Annotated in this window: 18 protein-coding genes; 9 read left to right on the forward strand and 9 right to left on the reverse strand. The window is 74.6% G+C overall.

From position 1 onward, the window contains the following. The first annotated feature begins 57 nt into the window (after positions 1-57). Genes acsA through CRP29_RS11215 form a run of 5 tightly spaced genes read left to right on the forward strand, consistent with a single transcriptional unit; the run spans position 58 to position 5,512 of the window. On the forward strand, positions 58-1,860 hold the full coding sequence (gene acsA, locus CRP29_RS11195) for an acetate--CoA ligase (RefSeq protein ID WP_217991545.1): 1,803 nt from the start codon (positions 58-60) through the stop codon (positions 1,858-1,860). Continuing rightward, the gene (gene pdhA / locus CRP29_RS11200; protein WP_097195126.1) at positions 1,857-2,828 is read left to right on the forward strand and encodes a pyruvate dehydrogenase (acetyl-transferring) E1 component subunit alpha; all 972 of its coding nucleotides are present in this window, start codon (positions 1,857-1,859) and stop codon (positions 2,826-2,828) included. The genes acsA and pdhA overlap by 4 nt, the downstream gene beginning before the upstream one ends. Then, positions 2,825-3,805 (forward strand): alpha-ketoacid dehydrogenase subunit beta, encoded by a 981-nt coding sequence (locus tag CRP29_RS11205; RefSeq protein WP_097195127.1) that lies wholly within the window; start codon positions 2,825-2,827, stop codon positions 3,803-3,805. The genes pdhA and CRP29_RS11205 overlap by 4 nt, the downstream gene beginning before the upstream one ends. Continuing rightward, a complete protein-coding gene (locus CRP29_RS11210) occupies positions 3,798-5,273 on the forward strand; it encodes a 2-oxo acid dehydrogenase subunit E2 (protein ID WP_217991546.1) in 1,476 nt (491 codons plus the stop codon). Before CRP29_RS11205 ends, CRP29_RS11210 begins: the two co-directional genes overlap by 8 nt. Next, positions 5,270-5,512, forward strand: a complete 243-nt coding sequence (locus tag CRP29_RS11215) for an acyl carrier protein (RefSeq protein WP_097195128.1) — start codon at positions 5,270-5,272, stop codon at positions 5,510-5,512. Before CRP29_RS11210 ends, CRP29_RS11215 begins: the two co-directional genes overlap by 4 nt. Here the strand turns inward: CRP29_RS11215 and CRP29_RS11220 are convergent. The 3 genes from CRP29_RS11220 to CRP29_RS11230 all read right to left on the reverse strand — a co-directional run bounded on the left by CRP29_RS11220 (position 5,455) and on the right by CRP29_RS11230 (position 7,798). Then, the gene (locus CRP29_RS11220) at positions 5,455-6,513 is read right to left on the reverse strand and encodes a patatin-like phospholipase family protein (protein ID WP_176522927.1); all 1,059 of its coding nucleotides are present in this window, start codon (positions 6,511-6,513) and stop codon (positions 5,455-5,457) included. The two genes, CRP29_RS11215 and CRP29_RS11220, sit on opposite strands and share 58 nt — an antisense overlap. A gap of 143 nt (positions 6,514-6,656) precedes the next feature. After that, positions 6,657-7,418: a VOC family protein gene (locus CRP29_RS11225; RefSeq protein ID WP_101541086.1), complete on the reverse strand. Its 762-nt coding sequence runs from the start codon at positions 7,416-7,418 to the stop codon at positions 6,657-6,659. 53 nt (positions 7,419-7,471) lie between these two features. After that, entirely contained in the window at positions 7,472-7,798 is a 327-nt protein-coding gene (locus CRP29_RS11230) for a hypothetical protein (RefSeq protein ID WP_097195131.1), read from the reverse strand. Positions 7,799-7,956: 158 nt separating this feature from the next. Between CRP29_RS11230 and CRP29_RS11235 the strand changes: the two genes are divergently transcribed. Beyond that, a complete protein-coding gene (locus CRP29_RS11235) occupies positions 7,957-9,354 on the forward strand; it encodes a WS/DGAT domain-containing protein (RefSeq protein WP_097195132.1) in 1,398 nt (465 codons plus the stop codon). Here CRP29_RS11235 and CRP29_RS11240 read toward each other — a convergent pair. The 4 genes from CRP29_RS11240 to CRP29_RS11255 form a co-directional block, all read right to left on the reverse strand. Then, a complete protein-coding gene (locus CRP29_RS11240; RefSeq protein WP_097195133.1) occupies positions 9,279-9,941 on the reverse strand; it encodes a DUF998 domain-containing protein in 663 nt (220 codons plus the stop codon). The two genes, CRP29_RS11235 and CRP29_RS11240, sit on opposite strands and share 76 nt — an antisense overlap. Positions 9,942-10,078: 137 nt before the next feature. Continuing rightward, entirely contained in the window at positions 10,079-10,642 is a 564-nt protein-coding gene (locus tag CRP29_RS11245; RefSeq protein WP_097195134.1) for a hypothetical protein, read from the reverse strand. 128 nt (positions 10,643-10,770) lie between these two features. After that, the gene (locus CRP29_RS11250; protein ID WP_217991547.1) at positions 10,771-11,802 is read right to left on the reverse strand and encodes a class I fructose-bisphosphate aldolase; all 1,032 of its coding nucleotides are present in this window, start codon (positions 11,800-11,802) and stop codon (positions 10,771-10,773) included. A 4-nt stretch (positions 11,803-11,806) separates the two neighbouring features. After that, the gene (locus CRP29_RS11255; protein WP_097195135.1) at positions 11,807-12,586 is read right to left on the reverse strand and encodes an SDR family oxidoreductase; all 780 of its coding nucleotides are present in this window, start codon (positions 12,584-12,586) and stop codon (positions 11,807-11,809) included. A 194-nt stretch (positions 12,587-12,780) separates the two neighbouring features. Between CRP29_RS11255 and CRP29_RS11260 the strand changes: the two genes are divergently transcribed. From CRP29_RS11260 to CRP29_RS11270, 3 genes are all read left to right on the forward strand, one after another. Then, positions 12,781-13,434, forward strand: coding sequence for an AMIN-like domain-containing (lipo)protein (locus CRP29_RS11260; protein WP_217991548.1), 654 nt, complete (start codon positions 12,781-12,783; stop codon positions 13,432-13,434). Between the two features lie 100 nt (positions 13,435-13,534). Continuing rightward, positions 13,535-14,473, forward strand: a complete 939-nt coding sequence (locus tag CRP29_RS11265; RefSeq protein WP_097195136.1) for a universal stress protein — start codon at positions 13,535-13,537, stop codon at positions 14,471-14,473. Positions 14,474-14,590: 117 nt separating this feature from the next. After that, complete coding sequence (locus CRP29_RS11270; protein ID WP_217991549.1) at positions 14,591-15,070, forward strand: Hsp20/alpha crystallin family protein; 480 nt, start codon at positions 14,591-14,593, stop codon at positions 15,068-15,070. Here CRP29_RS11270 and CRP29_RS11275 read toward each other — a convergent pair. Further along, positions 15,057-17,558: an HAD-IC family P-type ATPase gene (locus CRP29_RS11275; RefSeq protein WP_217991550.1), complete on the reverse strand. Its 2,502-nt coding sequence runs from the start codon at positions 17,556-17,558 to the stop codon at positions 15,057-15,059. The two genes, CRP29_RS11270 and CRP29_RS11275, sit on opposite strands and share 14 nt — an antisense overlap. Beyond that, on the reverse strand, positions 17,555-19,237 hold the full coding sequence (locus CRP29_RS11280; protein ID WP_097195137.1) for an RIO1 family regulatory kinase/ATPase domain-containing protein: 1,683 nt from the start codon (positions 19,235-19,237) through the stop codon (positions 17,555-17,557). The genes CRP29_RS11275 and CRP29_RS11280 overlap by 4 nt, the downstream gene beginning before the upstream one ends. Positions 19,238-19,340 lie beyond the last annotated feature (103 nt).

A 19,340-nucleotide genomic window follows, 5' to 3' on the forward strand; every position in this document is an offset into this window, starting at 1 on the left:
CGGCCCGCCGACCTTCGGCCCTGTGCGGCCGTCGGGCTCCGGCGGTCGGATGAGCCGGTGACCGTAGACGCCGGCTCCGCCACCCGCTGGCCTGTGATCACCAAGGCGCCCTCGCGCATGGCGGTGCGGCCCAACCTGACCGACTACGAGGCGACCTGCGCCTCCTTCACGTGGGACGCGGCACGGGCGGCGCTGGACGGGCTGCCCGATGGCGGCCTGAACATCGCCCACGAGGCCGTGGACCGGCATGCCAGCGGCCCGCGGCGGGATGCCGAGGCGCTGCGCTTCGTCCGGGCCGACGGCAGCACCCGGTCGCTGTCCTACGCCGATCTCGCCGAGGCGTCGTCCCGCTTCGCCGCCGTGCTGCAGGGCCTCGGCGTCGGCCGCGGCGAGCGGGTGTTCTCCCTGCTCGGCCGGTGCCCGGAGTTGTTCACCGGCGTCCTCGGCACCTTCAAGAACGGCAGCGTCTTCTGCCCGCTGTTCTCCGCGTTCGGTCCGGAGCCGGTGAGCCAGCGGCTGCGCCTGGGCCGCGGCCGGGTGCTGCTCACGACCCGGGCGCTGTACCGCAGGAAGGTCGCGCCCGTACGGGACGACCTGCCCGATCTCGCGCACGTGCTCTTGGTCGACGCCGACGGCTCGCCGGAGCCCGGCACCCTCGACCTCGCCGAGCTGCTCCAGCGCTCGGTCCCGAGCCGGGAGATCGCGGCCACGCGGCCGGAGGACCCGGCGTTGCTGCACTTCACCAGCGGCACCACGGGGACCCCCAAGGGCGCGGTCCACGTGCACGACGCCGTCGTGGCGCACTACGCGACCGGGCTGTACGCCCTGGACCTGCACCCTGGCGACGTGTACTGGTGCACGGCCGATCCGGGCTGGGTGACCGGCATGTCCTACGGCGTCATCGCCCCCCTGGTGCACGGCGTGACCGCGCTCGTCGACGAGGCCGAGATGGACGCCGACCGGTGGTACCGGCTCCTCGCGGAGCACCGGGTCACCGTCTGGTACACCGCCCCGACGGCGCTGCGGATGCTGATGCGCGCCGGGACGGAGCGGGCGCGCGCGCACGACCTCTCCGCGCTGCGGTTCGTCGCCAGTGTCGGCGAGCCGCTCAACCCGGAGGTGGTCGTCTGGGGCCAGGAGGCGTGGGGGCTGCCGGTGCACGACAACTGGTGGCAGACCGAGACCGGCGGGATCATGATCGCCAACCTGGTGGCCACCGAGATCAGGCCCGGATCGATGGGGCGTCCCCTGCCGGGTGTCGAGGTGGGCCTGGTGGCCCGCGACGCCGACGGCGCGCCGGTGATCCAGGACGGGGTCGCGGTGCTGGTCACCGACCCCGACGTCGAGGGCGAGCTGGCGCTCCGGCCGGGCTGGCCGTCGATGTTCCGCGGCCACCTGGACGAGGAGGAGCGCTACCGGCGCTGCTTCGCCGGTGGCTGGTACCTCACCGGTGACCTCGCCCGCCGGGACGCCGACGGCTACTACTGGTTCGTCGGCCGCGGTGACGACGTCATCAAGTCCTCCGGCCACCTCATCGGCCCGTTCGAGGTGGAGAGCTGCCTGATGGAGCACCCGGCGGTGGCGGAGGCCGGCGTGATCGGCGTCCCGGACGCGGTGGCCGGGCAGGTGGTCAAGGCGTTCGTGCTGCTGCGTCCCGGGCACGTCCCGTCCGAGGAGCTCCGCCTGAGCATCCTGGCGCTGGCCCGCAAGCGGCTGGGTGCGGCCGTCGCGCCGCGCGAGATCGCCTTCGCCGAGAGCCTGCCGAAGACGAAGAGCGGCAAGATCCTGCGCCGCCTGCTGCGCGCCCGCGAGCTGGGGCTGCCCGAGGGCGACCTCTCGACGTTGGAGGCCGGACGATGACCGACCAGCACCAGGCGCACGACCTGCTACGGCGGATGCTCCGGGTCCGGCGCCTGGAGGAGACGTGCGTCGAGCTCTACAGCGCGACGAAGATCCGCGGCTTCCTGCACGTGCAGATCGGGGAGGAGGCCGTGGCGGCCGGCGTCATGAGCGCCCTCGAGCCGGACGACGCCGTCGTCGCCACCTACCGCGAGCACGGCCACGCGCTGCTGCGGGGCGTGTCCGCCGACTCGATCCTCGCCGAGATGTTCGGCAAGCAGGAAGGTTGCTGCCGCGGCCGCGGCGGGTCGATGCACCTGTTCGACGCCGCCACCCGTTTCTACGGCGGGAACGCCATCGTCGCCGGTGGCCTGCCGGTCGCGGTGGGCCTCGCCCTGGCCGACCGGATGCAGGGCCGCCGCCGGGTCACCGCGTGCTTCTTCGGCGAGGGCGCGGTCGCCGAGGGCGAGTTCCACGAGAGCCTCAACCTGGCCGCGCTGTGGCAGCTGCCCGTGCTGTTCGTCTGCGAGAACAACCTGTACGCGATGGGTACCGCGCTGCGGTACACCGAGTCGCAGACCGACCTCGCGCTCAAGGCGGCCGCCTACGAGATCCCCGCCTGGCCGGCCGACGGCATGGACGCCCTCGCCGTCGCCGAGGCCGCCCGCCGGGCCGTCGACGCCGTCCGGAGCGGCGGCGGACCGCACTTCCTGGAGCTGCGCACCTACCGGTTCCGGGCGCACTCGATGTTCGACCCGGAGCGGTACCGCGACAAGGCGGAGGTCGCGAGCTGGGTGGAGCGGGACCCGATCGCCACCCTGCGCGCGACCCTCCAGGCCGAGGACCGGCTCTCCGAGGAGGAGTGGACCGCGATGCAGCAGGAGGTGGACGCGGAGATGGAGCAGGCGGTGGCCTACGCCGAGGCGGGCACCCCGGAGCCGGTCGAGGAGCTCACCCGGTTCCTCTACACCGAGCCGGCGACGCCGTGAAGACCACCTACCGCGAGGCGATGCGGGCGGCGATCCGCGAGGCCATGCAGCGTGACGAGCGGGTCTTCCTCATGGGAGAGGACGTCGGGCACTACGGCGGCTGCTACGCGGTCAGCCTGGGGCTGCTCGAGGAGTTCGGGCCGGAGCGGATCCGGGACACGCCGCTGTCGGAGTCGGCGTTCACCGGCGCCGGCATCGGTGCGGCCCTCGGCGGGATGCGCCCCATCGTCGAGATCATGACCGTCAACTTCAGCCTCCTGGCGCTGGACCAGATCATCAACAACGCGGCGACCCTGCGGCACATGTCCGGCGGCCAGTTCAGCGTGCCGCTGGTGATCCGGATGACCACCGGCGCGGGCCGCCAGCTGGCCGCCCAGCACTCGCACAGCCTCGAGGGCTGGTACGCCCACATCCCCGGGCTGCGGATCCTGGCCCCGGCCACCGTGGCCGACGCCCGCGGCATGCTGTGGACCGCTCTGCAGGACCCCGACCCGGTGCTGATCTTCGAGCACGGCACCCTCTACGCCGTCCCGGGCGAACTGGACGACGACGCCGGCGCGGTCGACATCGACACCGCCGCCGTCCGCAGACCCGGCGCCGACGTCTCCCTGATCACCTACGGGGGCACCCTGCCCATGGTGCTCGAGGCGGCCGACCGGCTCGCGACCGACGGCATCGACGCCGAGGTGCTGGACCTGCGGACGCTGCGCCCGCTGGACGACGCCGCGATCGCGGCGACCGTCACCAAGACGCACCGGGCCGTCGTCGTCGACGAGGGCTGGCGCAGCGGCAGCCTCTCGGCCGAGATCAGCGCGCGGATCACCGAACGGTTCTTCTACGACCTGGACGCCCCGGTCGGGCGCGTGTGCAGCGCCGAGGTCCCGATCCCCTACGCCCGGCACCTGGAACTGGCCGCGCTGCCCACCGCCGAGCGGGTGGTGGCCGCCGCCCGCGAGGCGGTGCACGCAGGTGGCTGAGTTCCGGATGCCCTCGCTGGGCGCCGACATGGAGCACGGGCGGATCACCGAGTGGCTGGTCCAGCCCGGCGACACCGTGCACCGCGGCGACGTCCTCGCCACCGTCGACACCGACAAGGCGCTGATGGACGTCGAGTCCTTCAGCGACGGGGTCGTCACCGAACTCCTCGTGGAGGCGGGTACCGACGTCCCCGTCGGCGCCCTCCTGGCCCTGATCGGCGACGCGGCGGCAACCGCGACCATCCCACCCGTGCCGCCGGCCCCGACGACGCCACCGGTGCCCACGCCACCGCCCGAGCCGAGCACTCCGGACGAGCCGACGCCTCCCCCGCTGCCCGCTCCCCCACCCGAGCCCGCCCCGCCGGAGCCGTTCCCGGCCCCGTCTCCGCCGCTGACGCCGCACGCCGGCGACGCGCCGAACGCCACGCCGCCGGTGCGCCACCTCGCCCACCGGCTGGGTGTCGACCTCGCCGAACTGCGCGGCACCGGAAAGGCCGGAGCGATCAGGCGGGTCGACGTCGAACGGGCGGCCGCAGCGGCCTCCCCCGCATCCCCGGCGGCCACGGTGTCCGTCGCGGCCGGGCCGGGTCCGGACCGGGTCCGCTCCTCTCCCCTGGCCCGGCGCCTCGCCGCCGAGCTGGGGGTGGAGCTCGCCGCCGTCCACGGGACCGGGCCGGGCGGCGCGATCACCGAGACCGACGTGCGCGGGGCAGCGACCGCTGCGGGCCCGTCCACCGCGGCTGCACCGGCCGCCGCAGCGGTGGACAGCCCGGAGGAGGCCGCCGTCCGGGTTCCGCCGGATCGCGCCGCCACCATGCGCACGGCCATCGGCAACCTGATGGCCCGGTCGAAGCAGACCATCCCGCACTACTACCTGACCACCACGATCGATCTGCGCGCGGCGATGGACTGGATGCGGACGGCCAACGCCGGACGGCCGGTGACCCAGCGGCTCGTTCCCGCCGCCCTGCTGCTGAAGGCGACGGCCCGGGCCGCGCACGAGGTCCCCGGGATGAACGGCAGCTTCGAGGACGGGGAGTACCGGCCCAGCGAGTCGGTGCACCTCGCCGTCGCCGTGTCGCTGCGCACGGGCGGACTGGTCGCGCCGGCGATCCTGGACGCGGACACGCTGCCGGTCGACGTCCTCATGGACCGGCTGCGCGACCTGGTCGCGCGGGCGCGCGGCGGACGGCTGACCCGCGCCGAGATGAGCGCGCCGACGATCACGGTCACGAACCTCGGGGACCTCGGCGTGGAGAGCGTCTTCGGCGTGATCTACCCGCCCCAGGTCGCCATGGTCGGATTCGGCCGGGTGGTCGAGCAGCCGTTCGCGGACCGCGGGCTGCTCGGTGTGCGGCACGCGGTGACCGCCACGCTCTCCGCCGACCACCGGGTCAGCGACGGGCTGGGGGGCGGCCGCTTCCTCGGCCGGATCGACGAACTGCTCCAGCAACCGGAGGAACTGTGACCGAGCAGGAAGCCCAGGAGACCGTGCGCGCCGCCATCGGGGAGATCGCGCCCGACGTCGATCCCACGGACCTCACGGAGGGGGCGCGGCTGCGGGAGGACCTCGAGCTCGACTCCCTGGACTTCCTCCGGGTGCTGGAGACCATCGCCGCTCGCACTGCGGTGGACATCCCCGAGGACGCCTACGCCGAGGTCGCGACCGTGGGGGGCTTGACCGGGTACCTCACCGCACGGGGCTGACGGAGTCTCGCCGAGGTGGTGCGCAACGCGGTCTCGAAGACGGCGGTCCGGCGCTCCGGGTTCATGACGTTCGGGCCCATGGCGATCAGGTCCTCCGGCGTCGGGACGACGACCCGGACCCGGCTGCCGGCTTCCTCCAGCCGGCGGACCTCGCGCTCGAGGCGGCCCGTGGCGTACCGGCGCAGCCCGCCGTCGAGCCGGGCCAGCCGTCCCCACCGGGGGTCGGAACCACTCCAGGCCATCGGGGCGAGCACCAGCACCTCGTCGAGGTGTTCGCGCACGAGCACGTCGGCGTTCGTGACGGACACGCCTCCTCCGTCGATGTAGCGGCGCCCTGCGACGGGGACCGGCGGGAAGTAGCCGGGTGCCGCGCACGAGGCCATGACCGCGACCGGGAGGGACGCCGGCGGCGCACCCGGCCGGCCGAACACCGTCCGCCGGCCGGAGTCGAAGTCCATGGCCACCACCCACGTCCGGGGCCGTACCGGCCAGCCCCCGGCCGGCTGGAACTCGGCCACGAGCTCACCCACCGGGGCGAGGCTGCCGCGCCCCCGCGGAGCCAGCGCGGCGGCGGCCGTCATGAGGGTGTGCCGGCCGGGGCGGCCCAGGCTGCGCGCCACGAGGGCGAGGTTGCCGGGGAGCGGGATGGGCAGCGGGACGTGGCCGAGGGTCCGGTGGACCTGGTCGTCCACGTCCAGCGCGTTCACCGGCTCGGTGCCCTCGACCTCGGCCGCGCCGCCCGCGAGCCGCTCGGCCAGCCGCCGGGGCGGGACACCGCAGGCGATCAGCGCGGCCAGCACCGAACCGGCGGAGGTGCCGACGATCACGTCCTGCTCCGCGGGGTCGTAGCCCTCGACGTCCTGGAGCGCGCACAGCACCCCGAGAGCCCAGGCACCGCCGAGCGCCGCACCGGCGCCGAGCACCAGCCCGCGTCGTCGCAGCGGTTCGGTGCCCGGCCGCGGAGGGGGGATCGTGGACAGCGGATCGGTCGGCTCGGTCACGGGCTGCCTCCTGTCTCGCGACCAGGTACCCAGCTTCTGCCCCGTCCGCCGGCGGCGCCGGAGGCCAACGGGCACGTCGCGGGCACCGAGGGCCCTGTCCGAGAGGGCAGGTGGGCCCGTCCCGCGGGATGGGCCGGGCGAACTCAGCCGGACGTCCGGAGCAGGGCGAACACCGCACCGGCGGGGTCGGCCACCACGGCGAACCGCATCTCCTGCACCGTCATGGTCGGCACCACCACGCTGCCGCCGAGTTCCTCCACCCGGCGGACGGCGGCGTCGACGTCGTCGACCGCGAAGTACACCAGCCAGTAGCTGGGCACCTCGGCCGGGACCTCGGGGGGCATGGCCATCGCCCCGGCCACCGGCTGCCCCTGCCGATGGAGGATCCGGTAGCCGTCGTCCTCGGGCGCCGGCGTCCAGTCCAGCAGATCGCCGTAGAAGGCCACGCTCGCGTCGACCGCTCGGCTCTGCAGCTCCACCCACGCGGCTGCACCGGGGCGGCCCCACCCCAGGGGGTCGCTCCCGCGGGACTCCATCAGGCCGACCACCGCACCCGCAGGATCCGAGACCACGGCGATCAGGCTGCCACCGGGCACCTCCGTCGGAGGCTGCAGGCCCGTGGCGCCGAGACTCCCGGCCCGGTCGAAGGCTGCGGCGGCATCGGCGACCCCGAAGAAGACGGTCCAGGCCGGGGGCACGCCCTCGCCGTCCGCCGCGGGCGGCGCCATCATGCCCGCCACGGGCCCTGCGTCGGTCACCCCGCTGACGTACCGGCCGAGCGGGGTGTCGGCCGACTCCAGCCGCCAGCCCAGCAGGCTCGAGTAGAAGACGGCGGCGGCATCGACGTCCGGGGTGGACAGGTCGATCCAGCAGACCTGACCGAGCCGGCGGGCATCGGGCGACATGGGATCTCCTTCGTCACGGGCCGATCGGTCAGGACCGGCCGGTGCGCCGTGGCTCATCCCCGGCGGAACAGCTTGCCGAGCAGTCCGCGGAACCGGCTGTCCCGGGCACCCGGCTCCGGCTGCGCCACCGGCTGCGCGGGCTGCGGGGAACTCGCCGCCCGGGCCGCGTCCCGCTTCGGGGAGGCGGGGTGCTCCAGCCGCTCGTGGGCGAGGTAGTGCTGCACCAGGTCCGGCGCCGCCCGGTGCCCCCGCGACGCCACGTCGTGGCGGGCCTCCCACTCCGCGATCGCCTTCTCGGCCTCGGTCATCTGCAGCGGCTCGGCGGCGACCCGCCTCCGTCCGGCGTCCGACGTTCCCGGCGCTCGGTCCTCCGTGCTCATGACGCCTCCTCGAGGTGGCTGTCCCCCCAGCGTCGGTCCTCCCGTGCGTCCCTGCGCAGGGCGCAAGGTCCCCCGCCTCAGGGACTCCCGCCCCGCCCGCGGAACGGCCGCGACGGGCACTGTCGACGGATGGACGGAGTGGTGGGGAGAGGTTTCGGATGACCGGCCGGCGGATGGCGGTCGAGGACTCGTTCTGGCTGACCCTCGACCGGCCGGAGAACCCGATGGTGGTCACGTCGCTGCTCTGGACCACCGTCGAGGTGGACCCGGACCGGTTCCGCGCCCTGGTCCGCGCGCGACTGCTCGACCCTCACCCGGTGCTGCGGCAACGACCCGTCGTGCACGGCGGCCCCCTCCGCTGGGCCTCGTGGGTCGACGACGCAGCCTTCGACCTCGACCGGCACCTCGTCGTCGCCCCCGCGCCCGAGGGAGGGAGCCGGGCCGCACTCCAGCGCTTCGTCGGCGAGCAGCGGAGCACCCCGCTGGACCCGGCGCACCCGATGTGGCGGATCCACCTGCTCCAGGGCTACCAGGGCGGCAGCGCGATGGTGGTACGGATGCACCATTCGATCGCCGACGGCATCCGCTCGACCCAACTGCTCCTGGGGCTGCTCGACGCCCCCGACGGTCACCCGCCGGAGCTGTCCGCGCGCGTGGGGCGTCCCGACATCCTGCATCCGCTCCCGGGCCGACGGGTGGGGCCGGTGGCCACGCTGCTCAACACCGCGGTGGGCGTGCTGACGGTCGGGCTGTGGACCAATCCCCGGTCGGCCCTCGAGGGGCACCCGGGCATCGCCAAGGCGGTCGCCTGGAGCGATCCGCTCCCCCTGCCGGCGCTCAAGGCGGTGGCGAAGAAGACCGGGACGACGGTGAACGACGTCTGCACCGCCCTGGTCTGCGGCGCACTGGCCCGGCACCTCGCGCAGGTGCCGGGGACACGTCCGCCGGCGCCGGCCGACGACCGGATCGCCTGGATGGTCCCGGTCAACCTGCAACCGGCCGACCAGCAGCCGCGGGCCGAGCTGGGGAACCACTTCGCCCTGGTGCTCGTGCCGCTCCCGCACGGGCCGGCCGGGTTCCGGGACCGGCTCCGTGACGTGCACCGCGCCGTGTCGCGCATCCGCGACTCCTGGGAGCCGGAGGTGACCTACGCGCTGAGCCGGACCATCGCCCTGAGCCCGACACCCGTCGGGACGCTGGTCAACCGCTTCTTCGGGGCGAAGGCCGTGGGGGTGCTGACCAACGTGCCCGGACCGCGCACGACGATGGACCTGGCGGGCGCCCCGGTGGCCGGGGTGGTCGGCTGGGCGCCGACCAGCATGAACCAGGCGCTCACCGTCACGATCTTCAGCTACGCGGGGCAGGTGACCATCGGTTTCGGCACCGACCCCGCGGTCGTGCCCGACGCGGACGCACTGGTGACCGCGTTGCACGCCGAGTTCGGCCAGGCCCTCGTCGAGGTGGGCGTGCCCGGGAGCGATCAGGCCGCGGGCGGGTCGGAGGGGGACGCCGCCAGCCCGGCGCCGAACACGACGATCCAGAGCACCACCGGATAGACGATCCAGCGCTCCACCCCGCCCTCCCCCAGCCGGTCGAAGGGCCCCACGTCGCCGAGCACGAGGTACCCGATCAGAAACGCCAGCGCGACGCCGCCGAGGAGCAGGTGGACCGGGCGCAGCGCCCGGGCCGACAGCCGGGCGGTGAGGATCGCGGCCAGGCCACCGCACAGGAACGTGGCGATGGAGACCAGCTGGTGGACGGCCATCACGGTGTTGCCGGGGAACAGCCCGACCCCGACCATCCCGATGCCGAGACCGGCGACCGCGAGCACCGGGAGCAGGCCCGCGCGGGAGCGGTGCAGCAGGACGGCGGCGGCCACGATGAGCACGCCGCACACGATCATCGTCGTGTTGAAGATGGCCGCCGAGGGCTGGCGGACGACGTCCTCGGGGCGCATGGCGGCGAGGTCGCTGACGGTGTTGCGGTGGACCTCGTAGCGCGCCGGGTACAGCGCCTCGGCGGTCATGATGCCGAGCACCACCGCCGCCCCCGAGACGAGCAGCAGCAGCCCGGCCGCGCTGCGGTCGCGTGGCCGCTGCGGTGCGCGGGCATCGTCCGCTCGGAGCGTGCGCGGCGCGGTCATGGACGGCTCCTCCCGATCGGCCGAGCGACTCGGCCCGTCATCCCACGGTGATCCCCGCCGGCGCCCCGGCGCAGAGGCGGACGTCCCGTCCAGGGTGGCGGCGCGGATCCGGCGGGGTCACGGCCGGATCGTTCCCGCTACCCCGCGTGAACGCTGTCCCGCAGCCGCATGACCGCGCCGCTCGTCCGGATCGCGACCGGCGAGTCCACCGGTGGCCGCGGCGCCGGGACCCGGGCACGAGGGGTGGCCCACCGGGTGAGGAGGCCCGGATCGATCGCCGTCCGGTCCGAGGTCAGGGGCAGGCCCGCGCACCCCTGCGACACGGTGACGCCCCGTCCGTCCACGACGACCACCAGGAGGACCGACGAGCGCCGGGCCATGCGCTCGCCCAGCGCCCGCAGCCCGTCGCCCCGGACCCCGCCGTCCCGCGCCTCGTCCGCACGGGCCGCGGCCGCGCCGTCGAGAGGCAGCCAGCCGATACCGGAGGTCATGAGGCCGAGGCCGGCGTCGAGCACCGCGCCGACGGCGCCCACCCGCCCCTGGGCCTCCCTCGTCCGGAGCTCGCCGTCGACGGTGACGGCCAGCGCGAGCATCCCGAGGATCCCGGGCATCCCGGTCACCCGGAGCTCGTGCACCGCGCGCTCCGCCGCCGCCTCCTCCGACCATGCGACGACCACGAGGTCGACCGGCCGCGCTTCCATCCGAATCCTCCTCCCGCGTCCTCGGGGGAGGACGCCGCCGCCGACCCTGCCCGGGCATCCGGGTCCCCGGCTCATCCGCCAGGAGTGAGATCCCCGCGGATGAGCGAGCCCGAGGTGCCGCCCGCGGCTCAGCGCCCGACCGCGGCGGGCATCTCCAGGTCCGCGCGGTAGGCGCCCCGTCGGGCGACGCCGTTCATGGCGGCACGGTGGAGCAGCGCGGCCCGGGCGGCGTCCGCGTGCGCGTCGTCACCGGCCCAGGCGCGCAGCACCGGCGCCTGGAGCGCACGTCCGAAGGAGAAGCTCAGCTCCCAGGGCTGCGGCCCGGTGCGGTTCAGCGCGTCCAGGTTCGCCGTCGCCTCCTCGTCGGTCTGCCCGCCGGAGAGGAAGACGATCCCCGGGACGGCAGCCGGCACGGCGTCGCGCAGCACCCGGATCGTCGCCTCCGCCACCGCGGCCGGGTCGGCCCGCGAGGGGCACTCCGTGCCCGAGACGACCATGTTCGGCTTGAGGAGGCTGGCCTCCAGGACGACGCGCTGCCGGGCGAGCTGGTCGTACACGGTCCGGAGCACCGCGGTCGTGACCTCGGCGCACCGCTCGAGCGTGTGCGGGCCGTCCATCAGCACCTCGGGCTCGACGATCGGCACCAGCCCGGCCTCCTGGGTGAGCGCCGCATACCGGGCCAGCGCGTGCGCGTTGGCCTCCGTCGCGGCGGACGTGGGCCGTCCGTCGGCGATGCGGAGGACGGCGCGCCACTTCGCGAAGCGGAGGCCCATCGCGGCGTACTCCTCGAGCCGCGCCCGGAGACCGTCGAGGCCCTCGGTGACCACCTCGCCGGGGAAGCCGGCGAGCGGCGTCGTCCCCCGGTCGACCTTGATGCCGGCGATCACGCCCTGGTCGCGCAGCAGGTCGGCGAGCGGCCGTCCGTCGTCGTCCTGCTGGCGGGTCGTCTCGTCGAACAGGATCACCCCGCTGATGTGGGCGGCGAGTCCCGGCGCAGCGAACAGCAGCTGCCGGTAGCGGCGGCGGTTGTCGTCGGTGGAGTCGACGCCCACCGCGGCCAGCCGCTTGGTCATCGTGGGCGTGCTCTCGTCGGCCGCGAGGATCCCCTTCCCGGGAGCCACCAGCTGTCGCGCCGTCGTGATCATCGCGTCGAGTGGCACGGTGTCATCTCCCTCGGTCCGGTCCCCGGCCGCTCGCCGGCAGCACCGTCGCGACGCCGGCGGTCGCGCCGCCGTCGACGACGAATTCGGTGCCGGTCGAGAAGGTCGCATCCGCAGCGATGAAGAGCACCATGGAGGCGACCTCCTCCGGCTCGCCGAACCGTTCGATCGGCTGTCCCGCGACCGACTCCTCCCCCATGCCCTCGGTCATGGGCGTGCGGATCGGGCCGGGGTGCACCGAGCACACCCGGATGCCGTCCACCGCGAACTCCAGGGCGGCGGCCTTCGTCAGGCCACGCAGGCCCCACTTGGCCGCCACGTAGCCGGCGATCCCGGCATAGCCGGTCAGCCCCGCGGTGGAGGAGACGTTCACGACCACGCCACCGCCCGCTCCGCGCATGGCCGGCAGGACGGCGCGCATGCCGTAGAACGCGCCGACGAGGTCGATGTCGAGGACCCGCCGGAAGGAGTCGTCGGTCGACGCCTCGATCGAGGCGAACTCCACGATCCCGGCGTTGTTCACCAGTACCGTCACCGGTCCGAACGTCCGTTCCGCCTCGTCCATGGCGGTCCGCCACTGCTCCGGGTCGCTCACGTCGAGGTGGACGTAGCTCGCAGCGCTCCCCAGGTCGTGGGCCAGCTGCTTGCCCTCGGGGTCCAGCACGTCCGCCACGACGACCTTCGCGCCGTCGGCGACGAACGCGGCCACGACGGCGGCGCCGATCCCCCGCGCACCTCCCGTCACCAGCGCCACCCGGCCGTCGAGCCCGCCCTCTGATCTCATTACCGCTCCCTGTGTCGGTCCTCGTGCACACCGCCATGGGAACAGCGCCGATCGCCGCCGTACGACGGCCGTAAGTACCCGGCGGCAGGGGACGACGTCCCCACGCGCGGCCAGCCTGCGGCCGGGACCTTCCGCCGTCCCGATCCGGTCGTTGTGCTCCGGCGGCCGAGGCGCACACCCGGCATCCTCCGAGCATGCGCATGACCGTCGTCGCCGCCCTTCCCGCCCTCGTGGTGGCCGCCCTGCTCTCCGCGTGCGGCGGTGACGACGGCGACTCCGACGCGGGGACCACGAGCAGTGCGTCGAGCAGCGCGCCCACGAGCTCGTCGGCCGCGACCTCGTCCGGCGCCGCCGGGAGCAGCACGCCGTCGACCGAGGGCGACGACAGCACCGACGCCCCGCCGTTCCCGGCGAACACCGAGCCGGACACCGGGCAGGCGTCCGCGGACTCCTTCGTCACCGTGACGACGATCAGGACCGGAGCGCACGACGGCTTCGACCGGGTCGTCTTCGAGGTGGAGGGCGCCGGGCTGCCCGGCTGGGACATCCGGTACGTCGACGAGGCGGCCAGCCAGGGCAGCGGGGCCCCCGTCCAGGTCGAGGGCGACGCGATCCTCCAGGTCACGATCACCGGCGTCGGGTACCCGACCGAGACGGGCATCGAGGAGTACGACGGCTCGGCGGCGCTGCCCGGCCAGGGGACCCAGGTGGTCACCGAGGTCGTCTGGGACACCACCTTCGAGGGCACGTCGGTGGCATTCGTGGGGACGACGGAGAAGACCCCGTTCCGGGCCTACCTGCTCGAGAACCCCACCCGGGTCGTGCTGGACGTCGTCCACCCCGACTGACGGGACGTCCGGCCCGGACGCCGGCGACCGGGCCCTCGGCCACCCCGTTGGGGACTTCCGGCCCCTGCTCGTCGCGCGGCCGGACGGGGAGGCTGCGGGCATGGAGCACGCAGGCAACAGCACGTCCACTCCGCCGTCCGGCGCTCCCTCGATCGGGGACTCCCCGCTCGACCTGCCGCCGGGCGCCGTGGTGGTGGCGTTCGACGGGTCGGTGCCGGCCCGCGAGGCGGCGCACTGGGCGGCCCGGGAGGTCGCCGGAGCCGAGCGACCGCTGCGCCTGCTCCACGCCCTGCACTGGCCGCGCCACGAGCTCGCGGACCTGGACCTGCCTGCGTCCGCGCTCGATGTGGACCGCATGGCGCGGGCCGCCACGACCACCATGGCGCTCGCCGTCGACCGGTGCCGCCGCGAGACGCCGGGCACCGACGTCGAGGGCGAGGTCGTCCTCGGGAACGCCGTCGAGGTGCTCCGGAAGGCCGCCGCGGACGCCGCCCTCCTCGTCCTGGGCGCCTCGGGGCAGACCGACACCCCTCAGGTGCTGCTGGGCTCGAGCGCCGACGAACTGCTCCGCACCGCGGGAGCCCCGGTCGTGGTCGTCCGCGACCGGCCGACACGAGCACCGGGACCGGTGGTCATCGGGGTCGACGGGTCGCCCGCCTCGGAGCGGGCGGTCGCGTTCGGCTTCGAACTCGCGGCTGCGCGCGGCCACGACGTCGTCGCCGTCCACACCTGGTCCGACATCCCCCTGGCCGCCCTGTCCGGGCTCGTCGACCTGGACCGCGACGAGCTCGCCGAACGCGCCGCGGCCTTCCTCTCCGCCCGCATCGGCGAGGCCGAACGCCGGCACCGGGACGTCCGCGTGCACACGGCGACGGCCGCGGACCACCCCGCCCGCGCCCTCCTGGACCATGCCGCCGGGGCCGCGCTGCTGGTGGTCGGCCGGCACGGCCGGGCGCGATCCGGTGCGCCGATGGGCAGCGTCTGCCACGCGGTCGCCCACTACGCACGGTGCCCCGTGGCCGTCGTCGGGCCCGCGTGAGCCTTCGACCGTCCGCGCGGTCCCGGGTCGCACAGCACCCGCACCGGGGACCAACCGCTCTTCGCGGGACGCCGCGCCGGGGCGACGGTGGACGTCCACCCACCACGAGGAGGACCCATGAGCAGCAACGTGCAGCGACGTGACAAGAGCGGGATCCCGGCATCACCCTTCGCCCGGCTGGACCGGATGTTCGACGAGTGGATGCGGACCCTGCCGATGAACCGTGCCCCGGGCTTGCCCTGGGAGACGCGGGGCGAGGACGTCATCGGCGTCGACGAGTACCGCGACGGCGACACCCAGGTCATCCGGGCGGAGCTGGCGGGCATCGACCCGGACAAGGACGTCGAGCTGACCGTCACCGACGGGATGCTCCGCATCGACGCCGAGCGCCGGGTCGAGGAGGACACCGAGGACAAGGGCTACACGCGGCACGAACTGCGCTACGGGCGGTTCACCCGGAGCCTGCCGATCCCCGAGGGCGTCTCGGCGGACGACGTCACGGCCAGCTACAAGGACGGCATCCTCGAGGTCCGCATCCCCGTGCCCGAGCCGCCGGCGCCGCCGTCCCCGACGAAGATCGCCATCAGCAAGGGGTGACGCCCCCGCCCGTCCGGCCCCGACCGGGCGGGCGACGCCGGTCGGCCACGGCGGAGGTGAGCCGCTCGGCGAGCTCGACGAGGAGCGCCGCCGCAGCCCCGACCGGCAGCGCGAGCAGCATCGCCCGGGGCGTCACCTCCAGCAGGAAGATGCCCCGCCCCAGGGCCGGCACCAGGAGCACGAGGACGACGATGCCCACCATGGCGCCGATCAGGGCGACCTTCCACGCCACCAGGGGCCGGGCGAGGATCACCAGCGTCCACAGCGCCGCGATCAGCACCACGACGGTCGCCGTCGTCCGTGCCCCGGCGACGCCGTCCCCGGGGTCGAGCACGCGCGCCGCCGCGTAGCCGCCGTACGCCGCGGCGCCGGTGATCACGCCCGCGGGTACGGAGAAGCTCAGCACCCGGCCCAGGAAGCCGGGCACGTACCGCCGCTTGTTGGGCCCCAGCGCGAGGAAGAAGCCGGGCACCCCGATGGTCACGACCGAGATGAGCGTGAGCTGGATCGGCTCCAGCGGATAGGCGCTCACGCTGACGACGGTGATCAGCGCCAGCACCACCGAGTAGACGTTCTTGACGAGGAACAGGTTGGCCGCCCGCTCGATGTTGGCGATCACGCGGCGTCCCTCGGCGACGGCGACCGGCAGGTGCGCGAACCGCCCGTCGAGGAGGACCAGCTGGGCGACCGCGCGCGTGGCGGGTGACCCGTTGCCCATGGCCACCCCGATGTCCGCGTCCTTCAGCGCCAGCGCGTCGTTGACCCCGTCCCCGGTCATCGCGACCACGTGGCCGCGGCTCTGCAGCGCGCGCACCATGGCCCGTTTCTGGTGCGGCGTGACCCGGCCGAACACGCTGTGCGCCTCCATGGCGTCCGCGAGCGCGTCGAGGTCCTCGGGCAGGGTCCGCGCGTCGACGGCGTCCGCCGCGCCGCTGACCCCCGGGACGCCGACGCTCGCGGCGACGACGCCGACCGTCCGCGGGTTGTCGCCGGAGATCACCTTGAGCGCCACCTGCTGGTCGGTGAAGTACGCGAGGACCTCGCCGGCGTCCTCCCGGATGCGCTCGGCGAGGACGACCAGGGTCACCGGGACGAGCTCCGCCGGCAGGACGGGCTCGCCGTCGACGACGGCCGGCACGTCCGCCGACCGGGCCAGCAGGAGGACGCGGCGGCCCTCCGCGGCCAGCGCGTCGGACCGTGCACGCGCTGCCTCGGCCGCACCCGGCGCGGGCGCGGGCAGCACCATCTCCGGAGCACCCAGCACCCAGGTGGCACCGCCCGCGGTGCGGACGGCCGACCACTTGCGGGCCGACGAGAACGGGATGCCGTCCACCGGCCCCTCGCCCGCCGGCGGCGGGAAGGCCGCCGCCAGGGCCGCCGCGGTGGCGTTGGCCGCGTCGGAACCGGCGAGCAGTCCCAGGGCCGTGCCGATCTCCTCGTCGGAGGTGGTGGCCGGCGCGCCGTCGTCGACGGGCACCAGCCGGTCGAAGCGGACGTCCCCGTAGGTGAGGGTGCCGGTCTTGTCCAGGCAGACGACATCCACCCGGGCCAGGCCCTCGACGGCGGGCAGTTCCTGCACCAGGACCTTGCGGCGGGCGAGGCTGACCGTCGCGACCATGAAGGCCAGCGTCGTGAGCAGGACCAGCCCCTCCGGGATCATGCCGACCAGCGCGGCCACCGTCCCGGTCACCGCGTCGCGCCATCCCTCGTTCTCCACCGTGCGGAACTGGCTCCACAGCACGATCGGGCCGACGACCAGCAGCACGATCGCGATCCAGCGCAGCAGCCGGTTGGTGCTCGCGACGAGCTCGGAGAAGGTGATCGTGAAGCGACGGGCCTCGGTCGCCAGCCGGGTCGCGTAGGCCGCGTCCCCCACGGCGGCCGCCTGGACCGTGGCCTGTCCCGCGACCACGATCGAGCCGGACCACACCGCCTCCCCTGCCTCCTTGGCGACGGCGTCCGCCTCCCCGGTGAGCAGCGACTCGTCGACCGCCAGCCCCGCGGAGCCGATCACGAGGCCGTCCGCCGGCACCTGATCGCCCGCCGTCAGCCGGAGCAGGTCGTCCAGCACCACCTCGGTGACGGGCAGGTCGTGCTCGACACCGTCGCGGACGACCCGGGCGCGGGGCGCGTTGAGCACCGCGAGCCGGTCGAGCGTCCGTTTGGCGCGCAGCTCCTGCACGATCCCGATGGCGGCGTTGGCCACCACCACACCGCCGAAGGTGGCGTTCTGCCACCGGCCGGTCAGCGCGGCCACGACCCACAGCGCCACCAGGAGCCCGTTGAAGAACGTGAAGACGTTCGCCCGCACGATGTCGGGCAGCGTCCGGCTGGTGCGGACCGACGCGGTGTTCGTCTGCTCCGCCGCCACCCGCGCGGCCACGGCGGCGGCGTCGAGACCCCCCTGCGGCGTACGGGGCCGCTCCGGCAGGGTGGCGGCCGCCTCGCGCGCCATCCCCTGGTCGCGCGACCCCGCCGTGGTGGTCACAGGAGGCCGCCGGCACGCAGGTTGAGCCCCACGACCAGGACCACGAGGAGCGCGCCGACGACGGCGGCCCAGGCGAGCAGCACGCGCACGAGGCTCCAGCGCTGCACGCTGATCCTCGGCCGCGCCGGCAGCAGGCGGCGGAACTCGGTCACCAGGTCCGGCTGCCGGGCATCCAGCATGCGCCGCAGCTGGCGCGGCACGGTGAGCGAACTGGTCGCGGCGAACGCCTCGGCCAGTTCGTCGGTGCTGAACAACTGCCGCGCGTGCCCGAGCACCCGCTCGGGCCCGGCCGGGAGCGCCAGGATCAGCATCATGTTGGCCAGGTCGACGGCCTGCCGCCACCGGGAGGGCCGCAGCTCACCGAAGGAGACGTCGATCAGGACGACCTTGGACCCCTGCACCAGGACGTTGGACGGTTTGACGTCGCGGTGCGCGGCACCCGCCTGCCACAGGTGGCGGATCTGCAGCAGGGCGTCGTGGATCACCTCGTCGGGAACCGGCGACTCGAGGATCTCCACGGCGTCCGGCACCAGCTCGGTGACCAGCAGGTATTCCCGCCCCGGCACCACCTCGACCACTCCCCCGGGCTCGGGCACCCGCACGCCGGAGTCCCGCAGCAGGCGGAGCATGTAGTCCTCGTGCTCGACGAGCCGGCGGACCGAGGAGAACGGCGCCTCGTCCTCCAGTCGCCCGTAGCGCAGGACGCGCACGTACTTGTACCAGCGGTCCGAGCGCAGGTGCGTGGTCGCGTACAGCTTTCCGAACAGCAGGAGCGGTGATCGGTCGGCGACGACCAGGCGGCAGGGAGTGGACCCGGCCGACCCGTCCAGCCGGTAGGGGTCGATGTCGCTGAGCGGGATGCCGAGCTGGTTCCGCACGGCCGCCATGATCCGGCCCTTGCGTGCCGCGTCCAGCCGGAGATGTGCCTTCACCTCCCGGTGGTAGACGACGGGGAACTCCCGCTCGGGGGCGAACAGGGTGAACGCCAGTGCCGCGGCGCTGCACCCCAGCCCGGCACTGGCCACGGTGGCCGTGGCGCTGTCCAGTCCGAGCGTCACGCGGGCGGCGGCCATGGCGGCGACGGCCGCCACACCCACCGCACAGGCGATCCGGCGCCACCGGCCCGCCGGCGCGAGGGCGATGACCGTCGCCGCGACCACCGTCGACATGACGATGACCGGCCAGGCGGGGACGACGACGGCGTCGTCCGAGCCGGTCACCGAGCGCCGGACGGCCCGCACGAAGGCACCGTCACCCCCGACGACCTGCGCCGTCGCGGCCACGACCGACACGGTGCCCAGGTACACGACCAGGTGCCGCCACCGGGCGAACCAGACCAGGATCAGCGCGGCCGGCACCCACAGCGCGCGGTAGCCCACCGCGGACCCGATCGCGTCGAGGTCGGCGGCGACGGTCGGCAGGTCCCCGCGACGCAGGAGGTCCTGGACCGCCCCGTCCAGGGCCTGGACCGGCCCGTCCTGCTCGGTCACCACCCGGAGGAGCACCAGCGCCGACATCGACGCGACCAGGGCCGTGGCCCACAGCGCCAGCCTGCCCGGATCCCGGGGCGACGGGACCGGCTCCTGCCCCGACGGGCGGCGCCGGGGCGCCCCGTCGGTCCAGGGCGGACGCCGAACGTCCTCGGCGCGGACCAGCGTGCCGCGCGGTGGGGTGTCCACGTCGTCCCTCCCGGTGATGGTTCCCGGTGGCACCGGCCCCGGGTGATCATGCCCCAGGAACTCCCGGTGGTCCCTGGCCGACCGGCCCTGACTGGCGGGACGG

The organism is Blastococcus aggregatus, from assembly GCF_900221005.1.
Lineage (GTDB): Bacteria > Actinomycetota > Actinomycetes > Mycobacteriales > Geodermatophilaceae > Blastococcus > Blastococcus aggregatus.